Raw genomic sequence first — 24,309 nt, forward strand, 5'->3', positions numbered from 1 at the left:
GGTCCGGTCGTTCGCCACGCTCGCGCTGACATTGTCGTTCGGTGACTGGCTCAGCGGGTCGCGAGGCTCAGCGCCGTCCATGAGGTCGCGGGCAGGGTCACAGTGACCTTGCCGCCGTCGAGCCGAACCGAGTCGTTCTTGGTCGGCGTCACGCGGTCCGGGTGCTGCGCGGTGTTGACGGCATCACGGTCGTCGTCATGAATTCCCAGGGCGTCCAGTACTTCGGTCACCGGCGTGCGGCTGGTGTCGATGGTGATGTCGACCGGGCCGTCGATCGAACGGTTGACCAGGAAGACCGCCAGCTTTCCCGACTCCTCGTCGTACGTCGCGACCGCGTCGACGCTGGGGACTTCGCCGTACTTCGCGGTCCTGATCGACGGGGACTCCAGCTCGATCCGCAGCACCTGCCCCGCCGCCAGCCCGGACGTGATCGCGAACGGGTGGAACGTCGTCTGCCGCCAGGCGGATCCGTCGGGCTCGGTCATGATGGGCGCGATCACGTTGGCCAGCTGGGCGATACAGGCCACGCCGACCCGGTCGCTGTGCCGCAGCAGGGAGATCAGCAAGTTGCCCACGACAACGGCATCGGTGACGTTGTACTCGTCCTCGATCCGTCGCGGTGCCACCTCCCAGGCATCACCCGGGCCGTCGGTCCGCCGGGAACGCTCGCCGTACCAGACGTTCCACTCGTCGAAGGAGATGGTGATCTTCTTGTCCGTCTTGAGTTCGGCGGCGACATGGTCCGCCGTCGCCACCACGGCGTCGATGAAGCGGTCCATGTCGACAGCGGAGGCGAGGAACGAGACGGTGTCGCCTTCCTCGTCGTTGTAGTAGGCGTGGGCCGAGATGTGGTCGACGAACTCGTAGCACTCCCGCAGTACGTCGCGCTCCCAGCTGCCGAAGGTCGGCATCGCGCGGGAGGACGAGCCGCAGGCGACCAACTCGAGGTCGTTCTCGACCATCCGCATCGCGCGCGCGGTCTCGGCCGCCAGCCGTCCGTACTCGGCGGCGGTCTTGTGACCGATCTGCCAGGGCCCGTCCATCTCGTTGCCCAGGCACCACAGTTTGATCCCGTACGGCGACTCCGCGCCGTGCTGGACCCGGAGGTCGGACAGCGCCGTGCCGCCGGCGTGGTTCGCGTACTCCTGCAGGTCGAGCGCCTCCTGGACACCGCGGGTGCCCAGGTTGAGGGCCATCATCGGCTCCACGCCGGCCTTGCCGCACCACCGGTCGAACTCGGCCAGGCCGAACTGATTGGTCTCGACGCTGTGCCAGGCCAGGTCGAGCCGGCGCGGACGGGCTTCTCGCGGTCCGACGCCGTCCTCCCAGCGGTAGCCGGAGACGAAGTTGCCACCGGGATAGCGGACCAGGGAGACGCCGAGTTCGCGGGTGAGTTCGAGGACGTCCTTGCGGAAGCCGTCCTCGTCGGCGGTGGCATGGCCGGGTTCGTAGATGCCGGTGTAGACGCAGCGGCCCATGTGCTCGACGAACGAGCCGAAGATCCGCCGGTTCACCGGCGCGACGCGGAAGGCGGGGTCGAGGACGAGAGAGGCAGAGGTCACGGAGTGGCTCCTGTCGTGGTCGGGGCCGGCTCGCTCAGCGGATGCTGGGCCAGCCGTTGGATCCCCAGCTGAGTTGACGGATGTCGAGACGGACGGCGCCATTGGCATCCGCGTCGTAGTAGTGGTGGGCGAGCCAGTCGCCCGAGACGGACTGGCCGCCGGGCCCGATCTTGCGGCCGGCGCTGCTGAGAATGACGGTGCCGCCCCCTTCGAGCATCGGCTTGCCTGCCTGGTCGGAGTACGGGCCGGTGACGGACCGGGAGCGGCCGACGGCGATCTTGTAGGTGCTCTCGGTGCCGCGGCAGCAGAAGTCGAACGAGACGAACAGGTAGTACCAGCCGCCGCGCGAGACGATGTACGGCGCTTCGATCGCGTTCGGCGGAACTCTCCGATCAGCCAGTCGCAGCGGCGTTGCCTGGTTCGGCGCGGCCAGGCCCGAGGGCCACTGCAGCCGGATCATCCGGATACCGCTCCAGAACGATCCGAAGGCGAGCCAAGGAGTCCCCTGGCCGTCCGTGACCACACCCGGGTCGATCGCGTTGTAGTCGTCGGTGGTCGTCGATCGTTGCACAAGGCCCCTGTCCACCCACCGGTACGCCGGATTGCCCGGGTCCAACGTGGTGTTCGTGGCCAGTGCGATCACCGAGCGGTTCGAGCCGAAGGTCGAGGCGGCGTAGTAGAGGTAGAAGGTGTTGCCGTGCTTCACCACCTCCGGTGCCCACAGGTTCGAGACCCCGGGCACCTCGGAGCTCAGCCAGGAAGGGATCCGTTCGAACACCGTGCCCGCGAAGGACCAGCGCCGGCCGTCGCCGGACTTGCGGAGCTGGATCGTGCCACCGGCGATGCGCTCGTCACCGGTCGAGAAGACGTACCACTGACCGCCGTCGCGAATCAGCGCGGGATCGTGCGCGGTGAGGTCGCCGGTCAGTTCGCCGCCACCCGGGCCGGCGGTCGCGCTGGGCGCTGCGGTGAGCACAGCGAGCAGGAACAGACAACCGAGGAGAGCTTGGATGCGCCTCATCCCTTCACCCCCGCGTCTCCCACTCCCCGGATCACGTGGCGCTGGAAGAGGCCGTAGATGATCAGCAGCGGCAGACCCCCGAGCACGGCCGAGGCCATGATCTGGGCGTACCGCAGGCCGTAGGAACCCTGGACGTTGGCCAGTCCGACCGGGATCGTCATCATCGACGGGTCGGTGGTGACGATGAACGGCCAGAGGAAGTTGTTCCAGGCACCGATGAAGGTGAAGATCGCGACCGCGCCGAGGATCGGCCGCGACATCGGCACCATGACGCTCCAGACGATCCGCAGCCGGGTGGCTCCGTCCACCCGGGCGGCGTCCTCGTAATCACGCGGTACGCCGTCGAAGAACTTCTTCAGCACGAAGACCATCACCGGAGCGACCACCTGCGGCAGGACGACACCCCAGTAGGTGTCGACGAGTCGCAGCGTCGTCATCTCGGCGAACAAGGGCACGATCAGGACCTGCGGCGGCACCAGGATTCCGGCGACCAGGAGGCCGAACAGCACCTTCCGGCCGGGAAAGGTCGTCCGGGAGAACCCGTACGCCGCCAGCACCGAGACGAGCAGGGTCAGGGCGGTCACCAGGACCGCCACGATCGTGCTGTTCAGGAACCAGCGCAGGATCGATCCCTGGTCGAGAACACTCCGGTAGGCGGCCGAGGTCGGATCGACGGGGAACCAGGTGATCGGCGTCCTGGTGGTCTCCGGCTCGGGCTTGAGGGACGTGTCGAGTGCCCACAGCAACGGCACCAGCCAGAGCAGGGCGAGCAGTGCCGCTCCGACGATCGAGGCGACCTTGGCGAAGCTGAATCTCGGCTGCACCGGTCCACTCACCGCCGGCCGCAACGAGATGGCCTGGGCTGTCATCGAAGGTCCTCCTTGCGGCCGGAGAAGAGCTTGAACTGCGCGATCGAGACGATCACGATCACGACGAAGAACAGGTAGGAGATGGCCGACGCGTAGCCGATCCGGTAGCTGGTGAAGCCGCTCTCGTAGATGTACTGGATGATCGGCCGGGTGCTGAAGTTCGGGCCGCCGACGGTCATCAGGTAGATCTGGTCGAAGATCTTCAGCGACGCGACCAGTTGCAGGACGACGATCAGTCCGGTGGTCCGGCTCAGCAGCGGCAGCGTGATGCGGAAGAGTTGCTGCCGGTCGCCCGCTCCGTCGATCGCGGCGGCTTCGTAGAGGTGCTCCGGGATCCCTTGCAGGGCAGCCAGATAGAGCAGGAAGTTGAATCCGACGGTCCACCAGACGGTGGTGATCACGACGGCGAGCATCGCCCGGTTCTCGGTGTTCAGCCAGTCGATCTCGGCGAAGCCGGCCGACGTCAGCAGGCCGTTCACCAGACCGAATCCCGGCTGGTAGATCCACACCCAGATCAAGGTGACCACCGTTGCCGGCAGGACGAACGGCGCGAAGTACGCGAACCGGAGGAACCAGCCGAACACACCGGTCCGGTTCGCCAGCAACGCCATCACCAGCGCGGTCAGGACCAGTGGTGGAGTGCTCATCGCGGTGAACACCAAGGTGTTCTTCAGCGATGACCAGACGGCGGGATCGTGGAAGACCTCGCGCCAGTTGGCCAGCCCGAGGAACTCACCGCCGACGCCGGCCAGGCTCTTGTTGAAGAAGCTGTTCCACAGTCCGCTCAGCGTCGGCCAGAGCAGGAAGAATCCGAACAGCACGAGGAACGGGGCGACGAACAGCAGCCCGCCCCACTTCTCGGTCCACGGCTGCCCGGTCGGCGTACGGGGGCTGCCGGTCGACGTACGGCGGGTCCCGGTCGGCGTACGGGGGCTGGTTTGCACGGCCATGATCTGCTCCCGTTAGACAGGGGACGGGGTGTCGAGAAGCTTCTGGACGGCGGCTTTGAACTGATCGAGTGCCTGCCGCGGGCTGGACTGCCCGGAGAACACACCGGAGAACGCGGCACCGGCCTCGTTCTGCAGTTGAGCGCCCGATCCGCTGAACCAGGCATCCGGATCCAGCAGCACGTGGTTCGCCGCGTCGCGATAGTCCGCCTGGGGCCGCAGGGCGAGGTATTCGGCGCTGGTGGCGACCGGCTGGTACGCCGGGATGTGCCCGCCCTCGGCCCATTCCACGCTGTGTTTCAGCATCCAGGCGATGTACTCGACGGTGGCCTGGGTACTGGCCGCGCTCCGGCCGTTCTGGTGCGGCATCACGAACGTGTGCGCATCGCCCGCGCAGGCGGGGACGTCGTAGACCTGCGGGAACGGCGCCATCCCGAACTTCATCTTCGCGGTCTCGTACGTCGTCACCTCCCACTCCCCGTTGAAGCTCAGCCCCGCGTCACCGTTGGTGAACATCGCGACCAGGGCCGCGTACGGCGACGAGCGCGGGACGAGGCCGTCGGCGGCGAGTTTCGCCATCAACTGCAGGGCTTCCAGGGCCTTGGCGTCGTCGAGTGCCAGCCGCGTTCCCGACTCGTCGAAGAACCGGCCCTCCAGTTGGCCGTAGAGCGTCCACCACAGTCGCCACGGGTTCGTCGTCTCGACCGAGGCCGCGAACTTGCCGGTCGTCTCCTTGACCGCCTTCATCGTCTCGATCAGCGCATCGACACCCTTGATCGTCTTGATCCGGCCGTCGGGCCCGAGCAAACCGGCCCGCCGGCAGATGTCGGTGTTGTAGTAGAGGACGAAGGGGTGCTGGTCGAGCGGTACGGCGTACAGCTTGTCCTCGATCAGACAGCGTTCCCAGGTCTGGGGCAGGAAGTCGGAGGCGCTGATACCCGCCGCGCTCAGCCGGTCGAGCGGGATCGGGTCGAGCAAGGTGGTCGGGCTGAAACCCCGTAGCCGGGAGAGATGGAGCGTGGCCACCTCGGGCGCCCGGCCGCCGGCCGCGGACATCGCGAGCTTGGTGTAGAACGGCGGCCCCCAGGCCAGCGTGTGCGCCTCGAAGGCAATATCCTTGCGTTCGGCAACGAATTCCTGATGGATCTGGAGCAGCCGGGCGCCGTCGCCGCCACCGAACAGATTCCATTCGCGGACCCGCGCCGGGCCGCTCGCCGCGCCGCAGCCCGGCACCGCGAGCGCACCGGCCAGGCCGAGCGCGCCGGCCAGCACCCGGCGTCTGGTCGGGCCCGGTCGAGGGGACACTGGATGGTCGGGCATGGCGGTTCCCCTTCCGGCCGGGCGGTTTCTACACCGGTGTAGAACGGATCATGCCCGGGCTCCACCCATGCCGTCAAGAGCGCGAAAGGCGTTGCTGGTCAGGAAATGTGAACGCGAACACTCGCGGTCGACTCGCGGACGTTCAGCGCGTACGGCGCGACGATCTCCCGGTGCGCCGAGGCGTCGCCGGACATCCGGGCGACCAGCAGTTCGACGGCGGCCGCGGCGATCTCGGTCCGGCCCGGATCGATCGACGTCAAGGTGGGAGTGCTGTACTGCGCCTCGTCGATGTCGTCGAAACCCACCACGGCCACATCGTCGGGGACACTCAGACCGTGCCTGATGAGTACGCGCAGCGCACCCAGCGCGAGGGTGTCGTTGAGACACAGCACCGCGTCGAACTTCGAGCCGGTGGACAGCAACTGCTCCATCGCCTCGGCTCCGTTGGACCGATGCCAAAGACCCGCGGGTACGGCGAGCTTCTTGATCGGGCGGATCCCCGCAGCGGCCATCGTCGAGAGATACGCGCCGTACCGGATGGCCGCAGTACCGACCACCTCGCCGGGGTGGGTGCCGATGACGGCGATCCGGCGCCGGCCTAAGGCGATCAGGTGCTCGACCGCTGCCTGGGTGCCGGCGACATTGTCGATCACCACGTGGTCGACCGGTCCATGGAAGATGCGCTCACCGAGCAACACCACTGGTGTGCTGGTCCGCAACTGGTCCACGTCCTCCGGCCCGAGGGCCAGCGGGCTGAACAGCAGGCCGTCGACCAGCTTTCCCCGTTCGCTGGACAACACCGTCAACTCGCGTTCGCGGCGGGCGCCGGTCTGCTCGATCATCACCGTCAGACCACGCTGCTCGGCCGCCTCGATCACGGCGTCCGCGAGCTCCGCGAAGTACGGCAGGCTCAGCTCGGGCACGGCCAGCCCGATGATCCCGGTGCGGCCGGACCGGAGATTCCGGGCCAGCACGTTCAACTGGTAGCCGAGGGCATCGACCGACTCGAGCACCTTGGAGCGGGTGGCCTCCCTGATGTACGGGTAGCCGCTCAGCACATTGGACACGGTCTTCGGGGAGACGCCTGCGTGCCTGGCAACATCCCGCATCGTGACAGCCATCGAGCCCCCTTCCACCGACGTCCGCCGACAAACCGGCCCGTGCTCCACACCGTAGTACAGGCCTCCCGCGGATCGAGCACAGTCCCCGGCTGCTCAGCCCTTCACGCCGGAGGAGACGATGCTGCGGATGAAGTAGCGCTGGGCGAACAGGAAGATGAGTAGGGCGGGCAGGACGTACAACGCGGCGGCGGCCGCTTGCACGGTGGGGATCGCGTTGCCGTGCGGATCGCGGTACCACGCGGTGATCGCGACCGACAAGGTCGTGTGATCGACGTCGAGCAGCAGCGCCGGCGCGATGTAGTCGCCCCAGGTCCAGACGAAGGACAACAGGAACGACGTGAGCAGCACCGGCCTCGACAGTGGAAGGAAGATGCGGACGAAGATCCGGCCCCACCCGCAGCCGTCGATGATGGCCGCGTCCTCCAGTTCCGACGGGATGGCGGCGAAGAACTGCCGGAACAAGAAGATCAGGTACGGCGACGACGCCACTCCCCACAGCACCCACGGCCAGTACGTGTTCACCAGACCCAAGCGGGAGAACAGGACGTAGGTGGGCAGCAAGGTGAGGATCTGCGGCAACATCATCGTCGACAGCAGCACCAGGAACAGGCCACGTTTGCCACTGCCCCGAAGTCTGGCGAACCCGAAGCCGACCACCGCGCTGGAGGCCGTGACCAGTACGGCATACATCGTCGACAGAAAGAGCGAGTTGACAGCGTACGCCGGGAAGTTGATGTCCGTCAGCGCGTGGGTGAAGTTCTCCCATTGCGCCTGTCGGGGCAGGATATGGGTCGGCACCGCGGCCCACTCGTCGCGGGTCTTCAGCGCGGCCAGCAGCAGCCAGACGAACGGCCCGACGAAGAGCACGGCAAGCGCCATCAGGAGTACGTAGACGGCTCCGGCGCTCAGCCGCGGCTTCCGGGACGACACCCGGTGCACCCCGGTCGGCGCGGGTCGGCGTACATGCACGTGCTTCTCCTATCGGTCCGATTCGGTGTCGACCTGGTAGTGCACCCACGACCGGCTCGAGCGCTGGATCAGCAGCGTGAAGGCCAGGATCACCAGGAAGTAGACCCACAACATCGCCGATCCGTAGCCGAACCGGTTGCTGGTGAAGAACTCCTGGTACACCTGCACCATGTACAGGTGGGTACTCTGCGGCACCTGTCCCACCCCGGAGATGCTGTTGGTCTCCGCGAGCAGCAGCGGCTGGACGACGATCTGCAGGGTCGCGATCACCCCGGTCACGACCTGGAAGAAGATCACCGGCGAGATCATCGGCACGGTGATGTGCCGGAACACCCGCCAGCGGTTGGCGCCGTCGACGACGGCGGCCTCCTCCAGTTCCGTCGGGACGCCCTGGAGCGCGGCGAGCATGATCACCATGCCGCCACCGAGTCCCCACAGGGTCAGGATGATCAGTGCGTAGAAGGCCATCGGGTCGACGAGCCAGGCGATCGGCTTGATCCCGACGACGTGCAGGATCGCGTTCGCGATGCCGGCGTCGCGGTTCAGCACGAGTTTCCACATGATCGCCATCGCCACCACCGGCACCACCGAGGGCAGGAAGAAGATCGTCCGCCACAGGCCGACCGCGATCAGCCGGCGGTTGAGCAACACGGCCAGTCCCAGCGCCCCGGCGACGCTGAGCGGTACGGCGATCGCGGCGTACGCGATCGTCCTGAGCATGGCGTGCCAGGCCTCGGCGTCGCCGAAGAGCTCGACGTAGTTGCGGAATCCGACCCACCGCCAGCGCGGTGAGCTGCCGTCGAAGTTCGTCAGGCTGACCCCGAACGCGTAGCCGAGCGGCACCGCCGTCAGCAGCAGGAAACCCAGCACCCACGGCGAGACGAACAGGTAGAAGGTTCGGTTCGAGTACCGCGACCAGCTGTTCCGGGCCATCTCGCCGTCAGCCGATCTGCTCTTTGCCCTGCTTGAGCACCTTGTTGATCTCGTCGGTGATCGCCTTGCAGGCCTCCTCCACCGTCGCCTGCTTCTTGATCGCTCGCTGCAGGTGCTTGTCCAGCGCGAGGTTCCAGGCATCCACGGTGACGTACGGCGAATCCGGGAGCGGCGCGGCGTACTGCAACTCGTTCTGCGCGGTCTTGAACGCCTGCTTCTGATACGGCAACTCCTGCGGCAGCTTCGGCAGCAGGGACTTCAACGCCGGCAGGCCCCAGCCACTGCTGGCCCGCTCCTGCGCGGGCGGTCCGGCCATGAAGTACTCCATCAGCTTCCACGCCTCGTCCTTGTGCTTGGACTTCGCCGGGATCCAGGCACCGATTCCGGCGTACGTCGGGCTGATCCGGTGATCGCCCATCACCGGCGCCGGAGCCATCCGGACCACCGGCTGCAGGGCGGCCTCCTTGACGAAGTTCCCGCCGTACCAGTAGCCGTCCTGGCTGATCGCCATCCGCTTCGCCATGAAGGTGGACAGGTCGGCGCCGTCCGGCAGCGGGGCCAGCGAGGTCGGGCCGACGCCGGCCTGGGCGAAGTCGACGTACCACGCCACCGCACGGCGAGCGGCCGTGGTGGTGAAGTCGGTGCGGGCCAGATCGTCGGTGTAGATCTTCTCGCCCTGCTGGAGGATCATCGTCGCGAGCGGGGCGTAGAGGTTCCAGGCCCATTCCAGACCGAGACCGTAGACGCTGGTCTTGCCGCCCTGCTTGCTGGTCAGCTTCTTGCCGATGGCAAGCAAGTCGTCGTAGCCGACCGGCTCGGTCTCGCTCAGGTGCGCGATCTTCTGCCGGTCGAACAACTGGGCGTTGTACCAGAGGGTCGCGTCCTGACTCCAGTCCTTGACGATGCCGTAGTACGCGCCCTGGCCGATCTTGGTGCCGTCCCAGCGATAGCTGTCGTTGACCGACAGCAGATCGTCCTTCTTCAGCACCTGGCTCTTCTCCAGGTACGGCGTGAGGTCGGTGGCCAGCCCCCGGGCATTGACGTTGGCGCTGCCGACAGCGGCACCGCGGACGAGATCCGGCGGAGCGCCGGAGGCCAGCATCGCGTTGAGCCGGGTGGTGTCGTTCTGCAGGAAGTTGATCTTGATGCCGGGGTTCTTCGCCTCGAAGTCGGCGATGTGCTCCTTGGTGAGCTCGTTGTTGTTGTACATCACGGTCAGCGTCACGGTGCCCTGACCGTTGCTCTGACCGCCGGTACCCGAGGACGTACCGGACGAATTGGCATTGCAGCCGCTGAGCATCCCTCCGGCGGCCACGCCACCGACCACGGCGGACGTTCCGGCGAGGAGCCGCCGCCTGCTGATCCGAACCGAATCCATCATCTCGACCTCCTGGGTACCGGGACCAGCGTCGAACCGGTCCACCCCATTTTCTGGGAGCGCTCACAGTCTCGGTGTGCGGTATATCCCTGTCAATACTCCAAAAGCTACGACATACCCGTGTCATGATGTGTGCTGTTTCTGTTCGCGCTCCCAGATTGGGCGTCCGCCGATGAGCATCGTCGTACCGGTCCACCCGGAATCGGCCGGCCGGGCCGAGCCCGTCCTGCCGCAGCTGAGCGATATCGCCTTCGGCGGTGACTACTACCCCGAGCAGTGGCCCGAGCACAGGTGGCCCGAGGACGTGGCGCTGATGCGCGAGGCGGGCGTCAACCTCGTCAACCTCGGCATCTTCGCCTGGGCCCTGCTGGAACCGACCCCGGGGATCTACGACTTCGGCTGGCTGGACCGGGTGATCGACCTGCTGCACGAGGCAGGCATCGCCGTCGACCTGGCCACCCCGACCGCTGCCCCGCCGCCCTGGTTCTTCCACCAGAACCCGGCGGCCCGCATCGTCGACCGCGACGGCCGCGTCCTCGGCGCAGGCGGCCGGCAGGCCTTCTGCCCGAACTCGCCGGCCTATCGGCAGGCCGCCACTGCCATCACCGAACGCCTCGCCACCCACTACGCGGGCCACCCGGCGATAACCATGTGGCACGTCCACAACGAGTACGGCGGGGCGAACACCCACTGCTACTGCGAAACCTCGGCGGCGGCTTTCCGGACCTGGCTACGCCGTCGCTACGGCCGGTTGGACGATCTCAACGAGGCCTGGGGAACGGTCTTCTGGGGGCAGCTCTACAGCGACTGGGCCGAGATCGAACCGCCGTACGCGGCGCCGATGGCCGTCAATCCGGCCCACCAACTGGACTTCTTCCGGTTCAGCTCCGACGCGCACCTCGACAACTTCCTTGCCGAGCGCAACATCGTGCACCGGCTCACACCCGGCGTACCGGTGACGACCAACTTCATGATCAACAACTGCAAGTGGATCGACTACCGCCGGTGGGCCACCGAGGTCGATGTCGTCGCCAACGACCACTACCTGTACGCCGACCGGCGCGACGGCCACATCGAGCTCGCGATGTCGGCCGACCTGACCCGCTCGGTCGCCGGCGGTCGCGGCTGGATGCTGATGGAGCACTCGACCAGTGCGGTGAACTGGCAACCGCGCAACGTCGCGAAGCGCCCCGGAGAGCTGCGCCGCAACAGCCTGAGCCACCTGGCCCGCGGTGCGGAGTCCGCGCTGTTCTTCCAGTGGCGGGCCTCTCGCTTCGGGGGCGAGAAGTTCCACTCGGCGATGGTGCCGCACGGCGGCACCCGAACCCGGGTCTGGCGGGAGGTCTGTGAGCTCGGCGAGGAACTGGCCAGACTCGAAGAGCTGCGCGGCACCCGGGTCGTCGCCGACGTCGGAGCGGTCTGGGACTGGGCGTCGTGGTGGGCGCTCGAACTGGAGTGGCGGCCGTCGGTCGACCTGTCGTACCTCGAACGGGTCGGGGCGTTCTACGAGGCGACCTGGCGCGGGCACCTCACCACCGACTTCGTCGACCCCGAAGGAGATCTTTCGCAGTACGGGACCCTCCTGGTCCCGAGCCTGTACCTGACCACGGTGGAGGCGGCGGAGAATCTCGCCGCCTTTGTTCGCAACGGCGGGACGCTCGTGGTCTCGTACTTCTCCGGCATCGTCGACCAGTTCGACACGGTGCACCCGGGTGGTCATCCGGGCGCCCTTCGCGACGTCCTCGGGTTGACCGTCGAAGAGTTCCTGCCGCTGCGTTCAGAGGACAGGGTGTCGCTCGACAACGGAGTCATCGGGGACGTCTGGGCCGAGCACGTCGTACTGGACGGCGCCGAGACGGTCCGCCAATACGTCGACGGGCCCGCGGCCGGCGGTCCCGCGGTTACTCGCCACCACTACGGGAAAGGCGTGGCCTGGTACATCTCGACCCGGCTCGCCGCGCGCGACCTCAGCGCCGTACTGCGGGAGGCTGGGCTCCCACCGGTACTTCGGTACGGCGGGCTCTCCGACGACGTCGAGGTGGTGCGCCGCCTCGGACCCGAGTACGAGTACCTGGTCGCGATCAACCACGGCGACCTCGACGCGAGGCTGCCCGGCGACGGCGACGAACTGCTCACCGGCGCGCCGGCGGCGGGTCAGCTCGTCGTACCGGCGGGTGGGGTGCGGGTACTCCGGTCACCGCGACGCAGAATGTGACCATGAGTTCCTCCACTGGGCCCCGGCGCCCGACCATGGAAGACGTCGCCGAAGTGGCCGGCGTTTCCCGCGGCACGGTGTCCCGAGTGCTCAACGGCGGCCACTACGTCTCCCCCGACGCGCTGACCGCTGTCCAGCGGGCGATCCGCAAGACCGGGTACGTCGTGAACCAGCACGCCCGGAGCCTGGTCACCCAGCGGTCCGACTCGATCGCGTTCATCCTGTCCGACCCGCAGGACCGGCTGTTCGAGGACCCCAACTTCGCCATCCTGCTCAAGGGCTGCACCCAGGCGCTGGCCGAGCGCGACATCACCCTGCTGCTCACGGTCGCGGGCACCCAGGAGGACCGCAAGCGGGTCGGCCGTTGGGTCACCGCCGGGCACGTCGACGGCGTCCTGCTGGTGTCCGAACACGCCGGCAGTCCGCTGATCAACGAACTGCGGGCCCGTGGCCTGCCGATCGTGGCCGCCGGCCGGCCGATCGGGCACGAACGCGACATCTCCTACGTTGCCGCCGACGACCGCGACGGAGCCCGGCAACTGGTGGAGCACCTGCGCTCGCGCGGTCGTCGTCGGATCGCCATCATCACCGGCCCGATCGACACCCCGGGCGGCGTCGACCGGCTGGCCGGCTATCAGGACGTGCTGGGGGAACCGGACCCGCGACTGGTCGCGAACGGTGACTACACGCAGGACTCCGGCGCCCGGGCGATGGAAGAATTGTTGCAGCGGGCACCGGACCTCGACGCGGTCTTCGTCTGCTCCGACCTGATGGCGCTGGGCGCCGTCGCCGTCCTCCAGCGGGCCGGCAAGCGGATCCCCGAGGACGTCGCGGTCGGCGGCTTCGACGATTCCAAGGCCGCCGTCAGCGCCACTCCGCAGCTGACCACCATCCGTCAGGACTTCGCCCGGGTCAGCGTCGAGATGGTCCGCCTGCTCCAGGACAGCATCACCTCCGGCGGCCGCTCCGCGGTCATCCTCCCCACCGAACTCGTCGTCCGCGACTCGACCTGACCTTCGCCGTTCCTGGGTGTTGTGGGTTGTCAGGCGGACTCGCGGACGACCAGTTCGGTGGGCAGGATGACGCTGGCCGGGCCGTCGCCTTCGATCTGGGCCAGCAACTGGCGCACCATCATGTCGCTGATGCGCTGCCACGGCTGCCGCATCGTGGTCAACGGCGGGTTGGTGGCAGTGGCAACCGGCGAGTCGTCGAAGCTGCCCACGGCGATGTCGCCCGGGACACTCAGCCCCGCCCGCTCGATCGCACTCAACGCGCCCTCGGCCATCAGGTCCGACGCGACGAACACCGCGTCCAGATCCGGCACCCGGGCCAGCAACTCCCGCATGCAGGACTCGCCGCTCGCCCGGCTGTAGTCCCCGGTCGCCACCAGCGACTTGTTGTAGCGGATGCCGTGCTCGGCGAGCATCTCCCGGTACCCGTGCAGCCGCTCGAGCCCACCAGGGCCGTCGGCAGGACCGGCGATGGTCGCGATCCGCCGGCGGCCGGAGTCGATCAGGTGGCGCATCATCGTCCGGGCGCCCTCGCGGTCGTCGGCGACCACGTAGGACACCGCACCGGCCTGGTCGTGCGGCTTGCCGCAGCACACGAACGGCAGCTCGGCCTGCTGGAGCAGCTCGATCATCGGCGTACCGCGGTGCGAGGTGAACAGCAACACGCCGTCGACCTGATGGGCGGCCAGATAGGGAGCGATTCGCCGGCGTTCCGCTTCGGTACCTGCCGCGATCAGGACGAGCGGGATGTCGTGCGCGGCGAGCGCGGTCGTGCAGCCACGCAGCAGGGTGGCCAGGTTGGGATCCTGGAACAGCCGTTCATGGGTCTCCGACAGCAGGAACGCGACCGACCCGGCGCGCCTGGTCACCAGGCTCCGGGCCGCGCGGTTCACCACGTAACCCAGCTTGCGGATGGCCGCGTCGACCGCCTGATGGCTGGCCGGGCTGACATTGTGGCCGCCCTGCAGGACGCGCGAAACCGTACCGCGGGAAACGCCCGCGTGGGCCGCGACGTCGTGGATGGTCGGCGGCCGCTTCTGCCGTGGCGCTGTGTCGGTCATAGATCCTCAACTGCAACAGATGGTGACCGAACTCTACCGTCCGCACGGCAGAGGGGTTCGTCAGCGCGCTGACGAACCCCTCCGGCACGGCTGCCGTCAGCCGGTCTTCACCAGGCTGAAGTCGTCGACGTTCACCCAGTTGCCCGCAGTGGCGTCGGACTGTACTCCGACCTGGATCGACCCGTTGCTCACAGTGATGCCGGTGACACTGATCTTCGTCCAACTGCCGATCGACTGACTGATCGAGCGATTCAGCTCGGTCGCGCCGAAGTTCCTGGCGAAGACGGTCGCCTTGCGCTGCCCGCCGCTGCTCTTGACCCAGGCCGACAAGGTGTAGGTCCCGTTCGGAACCGAGATGTTCTGGTAGCGGGTGGCGCTGTACGCCGAGGACGAACTCTGCGCGATCGCCCAGCGGCCGGTGTGCCCACCGAGTTTGTTGCTGTTGACCGCGCCACCGACAGTTGTCCACCCGGCCAGGTTGCTCTGCGCGACCCGGTCGGCCTCGGCGCTCGGATTCAGCACGTAGTTGTTGGCGCTGCCGACCGACCACGTTCCCGCGGCGGCGTCGACGTTCCACTGGTTCAGCGAATGGAAGACCGGAGTCGTCCCGTTGAAGGTGACCGGCACCCAGTCGTTGTAGCCGAGGCCGTTGCCGGCGAAGTCGCTCCAGCGATCGCCGCCGAACATGACGAACGATCCCGCGGACCCGGTCACCGAGAACGCCAGGCCGGTCTGCGTCACGTGGGAGAAGTCGGCGTCGGTGCCCTGCATCACGAACTCCGAGGAATACGGGCCCATGATGTTCTTCGAGGTGATGCAGTACGTGTGCGAGGCGTTCCAGCCGTGCAGGTCGGACGAACAGAAGTAGTACGTCCCGGCGTTCTTGAACATGATGTTGCCTTCACGGCCGCCCGACGAGCTGTTGTAGATGTTCTTCGCGGCTTCGACGTGCAGGAAGTCGGACGTCCGCAGCGGGGACACGTACAGGTGGGACCGGCCGGACTTGTTGCTGAAGATCACGTACGCCCGGCCGTCGTCGTCGGTGAAGATCGACTGGTCACCGGACATGCCGGTGGAGACGTTCGTGATGCTCGACTGGGTGCCGGCCTTGGTGAAATGGCCGTTCGGCGTGCTGCTGGTGGCGAACACGAGCCCACTGTCGAGTTGGGAGACCAGTACGTACTTGCCGGTGGTGGGGTTGCGCGCAACGCCCACCCGGCCGATCCAGCCGCCGTTCACGTCGGCGGTCGTCATCGCGTTGCCCTCGAACTTCCAGTTCGCCAGGTCGGTGGACGAATAGATGGTGATCGCGTTGAAGGAGGTGTTGCTGTTCTTCCCGCCGGCCGGGTTATTGTAGTAGCTGACCGCGCCGCCGTACTTCACGCCGTACCAGTAGTAGGTGCTGCCGACCTTCAGGACACCGCCGCCCTGGGAGTAGATCGGGTTCCCGGCAGTGTCCTTCCAGAACACATCATTCTGGATGGTGGCGGCGGCCTGGACCCTGGGCGCGGGAGTGGCAGCGGCGCCGCCGGCCGACGCGAGGGTCACCGCGAGGGGTAACGCCATCGCGGCGATGGCTCGTCTGGAAATTCTTCTCAGCATTGCAGATCCTCCGTTGTGGACGGTGTTCTGGGGCGGGTCGTCCCATCAGGATTCGAAGGCGCCGAGGTCCGGCGCTTGTCCCTTGTACGGCAGACCGACGTTGGTGCCTTTGTCGATCAGGCTGCTGTTCGCGGCGAGGCGGAGGTTGGGCCGGACGGGCAGGCTGCCGTCGGCCTGGCGAGGCGCGTCCCAACCGGATGTAGAGACGCTCTGGAACTGCGCGTCCGACAGCGCGACGTTCAGGTTCCACGAGTTGTACGCCGCGTTCGTGCCGGACATGTTGGACAGCAGCGTGCCCGCGTAGGCGAGGTTGTTGCGCAGGTTGCCCTTGCCGGTCGCCGCGCCGCTCGACGTGATGCCGAGCATGTTGAAGTCGGGGTGGTTGCTGTAGCCGGTGTTGTCGAAGTAGTCGTTGGCCAGGGTGTGGTGGTTGGCGTAGAAGCCCGCCGTACGGTTGCTGAACGCCACCGAGAAGCGCACGGTGTGCTTGGCTCCGTTGCTCACGTACTTACCGCCGTAGCCGCCCATCTTGAAGCCGTTCCCGTTGCCGGACGCCGTCGTGGTCCCCGGCAGGTAGCCGTTGCGCCAGGCCCATGAGTTCTCGATGGTGACGGAGGAGAACGCGTTGATGAGGTCGAACCCGTCGTCGGAGTTCCACCAGGCGCGGCAGCCGCGGAACACGTTGCCGGGGTGATTGGCCGAGATGTGCGCACCGAAGCCGTCGGCGCTTTCGCCTGCTCCGTTGGAGGTGCGAGGGTCGTAGTTGTCGTGCGAGTCGGAGTTGAGGACCAGGTTGCCGCCGCCGTCCTGGATGAACAGACCGGGTCCCATGTTGTGGTGGGCGTTGATCTGCTCGAAGACGTTGTTGCTGCCCGAGATCCAGATTCCCCACGACTCGTGGTTCAGGTTGTTGTTCTGCGGCACACCCTTGACTTCGAGTCCCTTGAGATGGATCCAGTTGCCGGTGACATCGAATCCCTTGATCCGGCAGTTGTCGCTCACCCGGGAGAAGTCGAAGACGGGCGTCTCCCCCGGCGCTGCCCAGTAGCGGATCGGGTTACCGGAACTGCCGCTCTTGTTCAGGGTGATCGCGTCCACTCGGTCGGTCCCGCTGCTGCACCCCCGGTTCGCCCGCGTGTAGGTGTAGGTGCCGCCGCGGAGGTAGACGGTGTCACCCGGCTGGGCAACCGCCTGCGCATGCGCGATCGAGGCCCAGGGGGCGGTCTGGGTCCCGGTCGCGCTGTCGCTGCCGGTCGGTGCAACGTAATAGACCTTGCCGGCCGCGGCGCTCCCCGCGGCCGGCGCGTTGCCGAGAGTGGCGACAGCCGTCACTGCGATCGCCGAAGCCACCAGCGCACGGGCGAAAATCATGGGTTTCATGTCCTCACTCCAGCCTTCATGTGAACGTACACAGGCGGCTACTCAGCGTTCTAGCTAAGGATGGAAGCGCATGTTGGGGATGATTGCAAGATCGGGCCCGCAGATTCCTGGGAACGTGCACAGCCGTCGCCTTCGCATCTGATCGACTGTGATCGTTTGCGATCGCAGCATTGACAGCAGACCGTCCCACCGACTGCGATGGTGAGTCACACTCCACCAGGGACGGCGCCGACAGTGTGCGCGGTCCCGCAGCGCTGTGCCCGCCCCTTTTCAGCGAGGAGACCGCCCCATGGACTCACCAGCAAAGATCCACCGTCGAACCCTGCTCGCCGCGGCCGGCGTCGCAGCCGCGAGCGGCGTACTCACTACCGGCCCAGCACAAGCCGACGCGACCGTGCGCGTCGACCCCGCCGTCGACCAAGGCGCGTGGGAAGGCTGGGGTACGTCGCTTGCCTGGTGGGCGAATGTGTTCGGCGACCGCGACGACTTCGCCGACCTGTTCTTCACCACCAAAACGGTCAGCTACAACGGGGCCTCGCTGCCCGGCCTCGGTCTGAACATCGCCCGCTACAACCTCGGTGCGAGCAGTTGGAACCAGGTCGACGGCGCGAGCATGGTCGCCTCACCGAACATCCCGCGATTCAAGCAGCTCGAGGGCTTCTGGCAGGACTGGCGCAACGAGGACCCGGCGTCCTCGGCCTGGAACTGGAATGCCGACGCCAAGCAGCGCGCGATGCTGGTCAAGGCGACCCAGCGCGGTGCGATCAGCGAACTGTTCGCCAACTCGCCGATGTGGTGGATGTGCTCGAACCACAACCCCTCGGGCGCGGCGGACGGCGGCAACAACCTCCAGTCCTGGAACTACCGCCAGCACGCGCTGCACCTGGCCACCACCGCCCGCCACGCCCGTGACCAGTGGGATGTCACCTTCCGGACGGTGGACGCGTTCAACGAGCCGTCGTCGAGTTGGTGGAAGGCCGACGGCACGCAGGAAGGCTGCCACATCGACGCCACGATCCAGCGCAGCGTGATCACCAACCTCCGCACCGAACTGGACCGGCTCGGCCTGACAGACACAGCGATCTCGGCGTCCGACGAGACGAACTACGACCTCGCCCGGACCACCTGGAACAGCTTCGATTCGGCGACCAAAGGCCGGGTGGGCCAGGTCAATGTGCATGGCTACCAAGGTTTGAGCGGTCGTCGCGATCTGCTGGGCAACGACGTCCGTGCCGCAGGCAAGGTTCTGTGGAACTCCGAGCACGGCGACAACGACGGCAGCGGCATGATGACGGCCCGTTGCCTGCTGATGGACTTCCGCTGGCTGAAGCAGACGGCGTGGTGCTACTGGCAGGTGATGGACCCCTCGGCCGGCTGGGGAACGATCCGGTACGACGGAAGCTCGGGCCGGCCCGGCGCGGTCGAAACGAAGTTGTACGTGCTCGCTCAGTTCACCCGGCACATCCGGCCCGGCATGCGCATCGTCAACGCCGGCGTGGATTACGCGGTGGCGGCCCACGATCCGGCCGCACGCCGTTTGGTGATCGTTGCCGCAAACAACGGTTCGGCGCAGACCTTGACGTTCGACCTGTCCCCGTTCGGCACGGTGCCGAACGGCACGGCCACTCGCTGGTCCACGCTGACCTCAGGCTCCGGTGACCGCTACACCCGACGGCAGGACCTCACAGTCAGCGGCAAGCTTGTCCGCGTCCCGTTCGAAGCGGGCGCAGTACAGACGATCCAGGTAGACGGAGTAGCCCGGTGAGCTGATCAGCCGGAGCTGTCGAGGTCTTGTCAGCGAGACGCGGGCCTGCTTAAGATCCGGCCCAACCCGATCGGCTCTTCCAGTACCATCCGCCCCCACTGGTCGAAGCGCTTCGACGCTTCCACCACTGCCCCAGGAAGTGAGCATTCGTATGGGTTCGAGAACAGCAAAGATCAGAATCGCCGTCCTTGCCGCCGTGCTGGCGACCGCCGTCGCGGTCCCTGCCTTGACGGACAAGGCATCGGCCGGCACCAGTGCGCAGACGTCGAGCGCTTCGCAGATCGTGGCCGATCTGGGCGCCGGCTGGAACCTGGGAAACCAGCTGGAGGCCAACTCCAACGGGTATCCCAGCGAAACGGCTTGGGGTAATCCGACCGTGACACAGGCCCTCATCGACAAGGTGCAGGCAGCCGGCTTCAAATCGATCCGGATTCCCGTCTCCTATCTGAAGAACATCGGCGCCGGCCCGAACTACGCGATCAACTCCACCTGGCTGAACAGGGTCCAGCAAGTCGTCAACTACGCCTACTACCGTGGCATGCACGTCATGATCAACCTGCACGGCGACGGCTACAAGTCCGTCACCGGCTCCTGGCTGATCTGTGACGCCTCGGACCAGACGACGATCAAGGCCAAGTACGCCAAGGTCTGGCAGCAGATCGCGTACCGGTTCCAGAACTACGACCAGCGACTGATCCTGGAATCGATGAACGAGGAATTCGACGGCCAGTACGGCAACCCGACCCAGCCGTGCTACTCGAACATCAACGCCTACAACCAGCTCTTCGTCGACACCGTCCGGAAGACCGGCGGCAACAACAGTTCGAGATGGCTGCTGGTCCCGGGCTGGAACACCAACATCGACTACACCGCGGGGAACTACGGCTTCAAGCTGCCGACCGACCAGTACCGGTCCTCCAGCATCCCCAGCACCGAACAACGCATCATGATCTCCGTGCACTACTACGCGCCCTGGGACTTCGCCGGCGAGGAAAGCGGCAACATCACCCAATGGGGCCGCAACGCCACCAACCCCGCCAAGAGGTCGACCTGGGGCCAGGAAGACTACCTCGACGCGCAACTGAAGCTGATGTACGACAAGTTCGGCAGCCACGGGTATCCGGTGGTCGTCGGCGAGTACGGCTCGATCGACAAGACGTCGTACGACGGATCCAACAACCGGTATCGCGCGGACTTCGCCCGCGCCGTCACGGCTACCGCGAAGAAGTACGGCGCGGCGACCGTCTACTGGGACAACGGTGCGAACGGCCGGTACGGTTTCGGTCTGTTCAACCGCAGCTCGAACACGATCACCCAGCAGGGCATCATCGACGCCATCAAGACCGGCGTCGCCACTGCCAAGTAGCTTGCCGTCCAGCACCCAGCTGAAAGAGCCCCGCCTGCTGATTGCAGGCGGGGCTCGTTGGTTTCAGCCTCACGTAACCCTATTTCAGGTAGGCCGAGAGGGGAATCTGCTGGTCTCGCAGGGCTTTGGCGACAACGCCGGCGATCTGCCGTGCACCCGCCGCCTCGAAGTGGGTGTGGTCGTTGCAGAAGAACGCACCCACCGGCCCCGACCTGTAGTCGCCGTTGTTCGGGCAGAAATGAAGGGTGTTGTAGAGCGTGTAGCTGAGCCGGTGCAGGTCCACGACCGGCACCTGGTTGGCGCTGGCGGCGGAGTTCGTCTCACTGATGAAGCCGCGGTTGCCCACAGCCGTACTGCCGGAGCAGGTGATCGCGGCGACCGGGGTCAGCAGGATCGGATGAACACCGCGAGCCTTGGCAGCGCTCGCCATCACGCCGAGCAGTTCCCGGTAGCGGGCCGAACCCACGTGCCGCGGGCAGTTCCTGTCCCCGTCGTTGATCCCGAACTGGATGACCAGGTAGTCGCCGGCCTTCATACCGTTCGTCGCATCCAGCATCGCCCGCCAGCGCGAGGAGTAGGTGGCCGGACTGACCACACACTCCCCGGCCGAGTTCATCCTGGTGGTGACATTCGGGTCGTACAACCAGGTCTGGATGCTCCGGCCGGCGACGGCGCTGTTCTTGACGGTGACGTTCGCGTTGAAGTACTGGGCGAACTGGCTGCCCCACCCGACCGGACAGGTCGCGCCTGCCGACGGCGCCGCCATGGTGGAGTCGCCGGCCATCCACACGGTGACCGGTGCTTGCGCTGACGGTGCCGCCGCGGTTGCCGTCGGCGAGGAGCAGCCGGTCTGGTCGAACTGGAGATAGCCGGCCAGGATCGGTGTCAGCCGCTGTGAGATCTTCACGTGACCGGCCTCGGTGGGATGGACGTTGTCGCTCGTGTCGGTGGCCGGATTGATCCACCCGGTGGTGTCGACGAAGTGGACCCTGCCGTCCCCGGCGGCGGTGCGGGCCGCGACGGCGTTGCGGGTCTCCGGCACGTAGCGGTTGCGGAAGGTGCCCATGGCAAAGATCTGCGCGCTGGGATAGGCGCGCCGGACGCGCTCGAGCATGACGACGTAGCTCTGCTGGAATTTCGTCGTCGACACGCCGTGCCCGACGTCGTTGGTGCCGAGGTTGATCACGACCGCGGACGCCTGATAGGTGGAGAAGTTCCAGTCGTCGGTGCTCACCCAGGCCGAGGACCGGCGGAACCAGTCCATCATTCCGTAGCAGTCCTGGCTGACCAGGCAGGCGCCACCCTGCGCGACCTGGGTGTGGCCGGCCTTCAGCGCCTCGCCGGTGAGCCATGGGTAAGCGGTGAAGGGCCGGTTGGCGTTCGGCTGGCCGACGGTGATCGAGTCGCCGATGAACTCGACGAGCTTCGGCGGCCTGCTGATCGGTACGGTCTGTGCGCCGCCGGCCAGCACGAGTCCGCCGAAGACCGGGTCGCCGGTGTAGGAACCGGCCCGTTCCCGATAGCCGATCCGGATCGTGTGCGAGGTTCCCGACAGGCCGGTGGCGAGAGTGACCGTGCCGGAGACGTTGCGCCGCCATTGCGGCGGCTTGTGGTCGATGGAGTAGTACAGGTCGATCGTGTTGCGTTGCCGTACGCCGATGGAGCTGCCGGTGAAGCCGGTCTCGACATACCCACCGGCCCAGCCCATCGAGTACCAGGACGCATTCGACTTGTTCCAGCGCCCGTAGTACTGCAGGTTCGAGTCATCCGGCCGCCCGTTGCCGGCCGCAACGGTCTCGGCTGCGGCCGGGTTCGCGGTCGACTGCGCTGCCGCGGGCGGCATGATGCCCATTCCGGTGATCAAAGTGACGGCGACGAAGGCCGTTCTGAGTTTCATCGGTGCACTCCCTTGACGATGTCGACGACGGCGGTCACCGGTCCGTGGTCGGTCAGGCCGGACACAGTCACCTGGCCCGGAGCATCGGTGGCGCCGGGTGGTAGCGCCTGCCAGCGGACGGCGACGTCGGTGAGCTTCCTGCCCGCGATGGTGAGAACCCGCACGGTGGCAGGCAGTGCCGCCCGGGTGCCGACGACGGTGGTGGCAAAAACGGTGTCTTCGAGAACGTGCCTGGCTCGGCTCGCGTTGTACACGTTGATCGACGCGTACGGTTCCCAGGTGTTCGGCAGTCCTGGCACCGCCCGGAACATGGCCTGGTAGCTCGCGGGCTCCCAGGTCAGGACGCCGCTCCCCCGGTTCCCGACGACGTCGTTGGCAGCCTGGAAGACGCGCTGGATCGCATCCGCCTGGCCCTGGACGGTCTGCGGGAACGGTGAGTTCGGCTGTGGCGTGTCGCCGCCCGACGCGGGGTAGGCGGTCTCGGCGACCTCGAGCTCGTACTGCGGGTAGGTGGTCGCCATCGTGTGCAGATTCACCTCGAGGTCCTCGAGCGTGCCGTGCCACTGCGGGTAGTAGGAGATCGCCAGGACGTCGGGGCGCTGGCCCTTGGCCTTCACCCGGGTCAGGAACTGGTGCCAGAACTCCATGGTCTTGGCCAACCGTCCCTTGTCGACGACGACGTGGATCTCCACCTTGGTCCGCGGCGACGCGTCCCGGACGGCCTTGATCCCGGAGGCCGCCAGCGTCGTGAACCGGTCCCAGGACTCGTTGTAGAGCCGTTGCTCGATGGGATCCGTCGACCCCCAGTACTGCCAGAGCAGACCACCGCCGGGCTTCGACTGGTAGATCGCGGCCTGGTCGACGAAGTACGGCGGACTCGTCGTACCGATGGCGGCGGCTTCGCTCCCGTACAGGAAGCCGTTGACGATCTCGTTGCCAACAGCAACCTTGTCGGGTGTGATGCCCTGTTTCACCAGCCGGCGCAGGTAGCCGGCCGTGAAGTCGTACACGGAACGATTGAGGTCGTTGAAGTCCAGTCGGGCCCAGGCTCGTGGTTTGGGCTGCTTACTAGGGTCAGCCCAGGAGTCGGCGTAGTGGAAGTCGATGCCGAGGCCCATTCCCCGCTGCTTGACCCACCGGGCTGATTCCAGCGAACGATCGGGGCCCTGGCGCGGGACCGCGGTCGGCTCGCCGGTGCTCTCGGCCCGCGGTTCGTTCCAGATCCGGAGCCGGGCGAACTGCATGCCGCGATCCTTGGCGACGTCGAGGAGTCGCGGACCGGCGCCACGGTCGGCGCCGAGCGGGTCGACCCAGTAGTCCCGGGTCTGGAAGTCGTCCACCGAGGACAGGTCGGCGCCGAGAACGAGATCGTCGCGCAGGTAGTTGAAGACCTGGAGTTCGCTGACACCGACCTTCGCGCCCCCGGGGAGCGCGTCGACCGCGAGCCGGACGAAGCGCGTGCGTGGCCGGGTGAACAGCTCCACGGCTCCTCGCGACCGGACGCGGTTGTGCGACCGGTCGGCGATCCGGGTCCACCGGCCGCCGTCGGACGACGCCTCGACGACGTACCGGTGGACGCCAGGGTCGGCGAAGACGACCCGCACCTTGCGCAGGTTGTCGTAGGCGCCACCGAGATCGACGGTCAGCCGTTGCCGGCCCGGCGCGGCGGCGAACCAGGAAGTCGCCGGGTCGCCGTCGATGGCCCGCCCGGCCATGGACGAGTTGCTGGTCGCGGTGGCCGAGGCCCAGAACTTCGCCGCGACATTGCTCTCGATCGGATGGATGTCCGCCGTACCGGAGACGGCCTGCGCTGGGCCGGCAGGCACCTGCGCCGCACCCAGCACGATGGCGAATCCGGTCACGGCCGCCGCGGCCTTCTGTCTGCTACCCATG

At 66.9% G+C, this 24,309-nt stretch carries 18 protein-coding genes; 4 read left to right on the forward strand and 14 right to left on the reverse strand.

Going from position 1 to position 24,309, the window contains the following annotated elements:
- Positions 1–50 precede the first annotated feature (50 nt).
- The 9 genes from arfA to EV138_RS07440 all read right to left on the reverse strand — a co-directional run bounded on the left by arfA (position 51) and on the right by EV138_RS07440 (position 10,123).
- The gene (gene arfA / locus EV138_RS07400) at positions 51–1,562 is read right to left on the reverse strand and encodes an arabinosylfuranosidase ArfA (protein ID WP_133977661.1); all 1,512 of its coding nucleotides are present in this window, start codon (positions 1,560–1,562) and stop codon (positions 51–53) included.
- A 34-nt stretch (positions 1,563–1,596) separates the two neighbouring features.
- Positions 1,597–2,583, reverse strand: coding sequence for an arabinan endo-1,5-alpha-L-arabinosidase (locus tag EV138_RS07405; RefSeq protein ID WP_133977662.1), 987 nt, complete (start codon positions 2,581–2,583; stop codon positions 1,597–1,599).
- A complete protein-coding gene (locus EV138_RS07410; RefSeq protein ID WP_133977663.1) occupies positions 2,580–3,452 on the reverse strand; it encodes a carbohydrate ABC transporter permease in 873 nt (290 codons plus the stop codon). Before EV138_RS07410 ends, EV138_RS07405 begins: the two co-directional genes overlap by 4 nt.
- Complete coding sequence (locus tag EV138_RS07415; RefSeq protein WP_133977664.1) at positions 3,449–4,402, reverse strand: carbohydrate ABC transporter permease; 954 nt, start codon at positions 4,400–4,402, stop codon at positions 3,449–3,451. The genes EV138_RS07410 and EV138_RS07415 overlap by 4 nt, the downstream gene beginning before the upstream one ends.
- Before the next feature lie 12 nt (positions 4,403–4,414).
- Complete coding sequence (locus tag EV138_RS07420; protein ID WP_238157997.1) at positions 4,415–5,719, reverse strand: extracellular solute-binding protein; 1,305 nt, start codon at positions 5,717–5,719, stop codon at positions 4,415–4,417.
- Positions 5,720–5,817: 98 nt separating this feature from the next.
- Complete coding sequence (locus EV138_RS07425) at positions 5,818–6,840, reverse strand: LacI family DNA-binding transcriptional regulator (protein ID WP_133977665.1); 1,023 nt, start codon at positions 6,838–6,840, stop codon at positions 5,818–5,820.
- A 93-nt stretch (positions 6,841–6,933) separates the two neighbouring features.
- Positions 6,934–7,809, reverse strand: a complete 876-nt coding sequence (locus EV138_RS07430) for a carbohydrate ABC transporter permease (RefSeq protein ID WP_202866653.1) — start codon at positions 7,807–7,809, stop codon at positions 6,934–6,936.
- A gap of 9 nt (positions 7,810–7,818) precedes the next feature.
- Complete coding sequence (locus EV138_RS07435) at positions 7,819–8,742, reverse strand: carbohydrate ABC transporter permease (protein WP_133977666.1); 924 nt, start codon at positions 8,740–8,742, stop codon at positions 7,819–7,821.
- A gap of 7 nt (positions 8,743–8,749) precedes the next feature.
- Complete coding sequence (locus EV138_RS07440) at positions 8,750–10,123, reverse strand: ABC transporter substrate-binding protein (RefSeq protein WP_133977667.1); 1,374 nt, start codon at positions 10,121–10,123, stop codon at positions 8,750–8,752.
- A 169-nt stretch (positions 10,124–10,292) separates the two neighbouring features.
- Between EV138_RS07440 and EV138_RS07445 the strand changes: the two genes are divergently transcribed.
- Both EV138_RS07445 and EV138_RS07450 read left to right on the forward strand, forming a co-directional pair.
- A complete protein-coding gene (locus EV138_RS07445; RefSeq protein WP_133977668.1) occupies positions 10,293–12,335 on the forward strand; it encodes a beta-galactosidase in 2,043 nt (680 codons plus the stop codon).
- 2 nt (positions 12,336–12,337) lie between these two features.
- Entirely contained in the window at positions 12,338–13,348 is a 1,011-nt protein-coding gene (locus tag EV138_RS07450) for a LacI family DNA-binding transcriptional regulator (protein ID WP_202866654.1), read from the forward strand.
- Between the two features lie 29 nt (positions 13,349–13,377).
- Here EV138_RS07450 and EV138_RS07455 read toward each other — a convergent pair whose 3' ends face one another.
- The 3 genes from EV138_RS07455 to EV138_RS07465 all read right to left on the reverse strand — a co-directional run bounded on the left by EV138_RS07455 (position 13,378) and on the right by EV138_RS07465 (position 17,388).
- Positions 13,378–14,406, reverse strand: coding sequence for a LacI family DNA-binding transcriptional regulator (locus tag EV138_RS07455; protein ID WP_133977670.1), 1,029 nt, complete (start codon positions 14,404–14,406; stop codon positions 13,378–13,380).
- A gap of 96 nt (positions 14,407–14,502) precedes the next feature.
- Positions 14,503–16,008 (reverse strand): family 43 glycosylhydrolase, encoded by a 1,506-nt coding sequence (locus tag EV138_RS07460; RefSeq protein WP_202866655.1) that lies wholly within the window; start codon positions 16,006–16,008, stop codon positions 14,503–14,505.
- 45 nt (positions 16,009–16,053) lie between these two features.
- Positions 16,054–17,388: a right-handed parallel beta-helix repeat-containing protein gene (locus tag EV138_RS07465; RefSeq protein ID WP_166678525.1), complete on the reverse strand. Its 1,335-nt coding sequence runs from the start codon at positions 17,386–17,388 to the stop codon at positions 16,054–16,056.
- A 289-nt stretch (positions 17,389–17,677) separates the two neighbouring features.
- Between EV138_RS07465 and EV138_RS07470 the strand changes: the two genes are divergently transcribed.
- Entirely contained in the window at positions 17,678–19,153 is a 1,476-nt protein-coding gene (locus tag EV138_RS07470) for a glycoside hydrolase (protein WP_133977671.1), read from the forward strand.
- A gap of 151 nt (positions 19,154–19,304) precedes the next feature.
- Positions 19,305–20,519 (forward strand): glycoside hydrolase family 5 protein, encoded by a 1,215-nt coding sequence (locus EV138_RS07475; RefSeq protein ID WP_133977672.1) that lies wholly within the window; start codon positions 19,305–19,307, stop codon positions 20,517–20,519.
- 79 nt (positions 20,520–20,598) lie between these two features.
- On the opposite strand, the gene EV138_RS37605 is transcribed toward EV138_RS07475, so the two are convergent.
- Together EV138_RS37605 and EV138_RS07490 are read right to left on the reverse strand one after the other, a co-directional pair.
- Positions 20,599–22,416 carry a GDSL-type esterase/lipase family protein gene (locus EV138_RS37605; RefSeq protein WP_202866656.1) on the reverse strand — a complete coding sequence of 606 codons (1,818 nt, stop codon included), beginning with the start codon at positions 22,414–22,416 and terminating at the stop codon, positions 20,599–20,601.
- Positions 22,413–24,308: a glycosyl hydrolase 53 family protein gene (locus EV138_RS07490; protein WP_133977673.1), complete on the reverse strand. Its 1,896-nt coding sequence runs from the start codon at positions 24,306–24,308 to the stop codon at positions 22,413–22,415. The genes EV138_RS37605 and EV138_RS07490 overlap by 4 nt, the downstream gene beginning before the upstream one ends.
- Between the last annotated feature and the right edge of the window lies 1 nt (position 24,309).

The organism is Kribbella voronezhensis (assembly GCF_004365175.1).
Classification (GTDB): Bacteria; Actinomycetota; Actinomycetes; order Propionibacteriales; family Kribbellaceae; genus Kribbella; species Kribbella voronezhensis.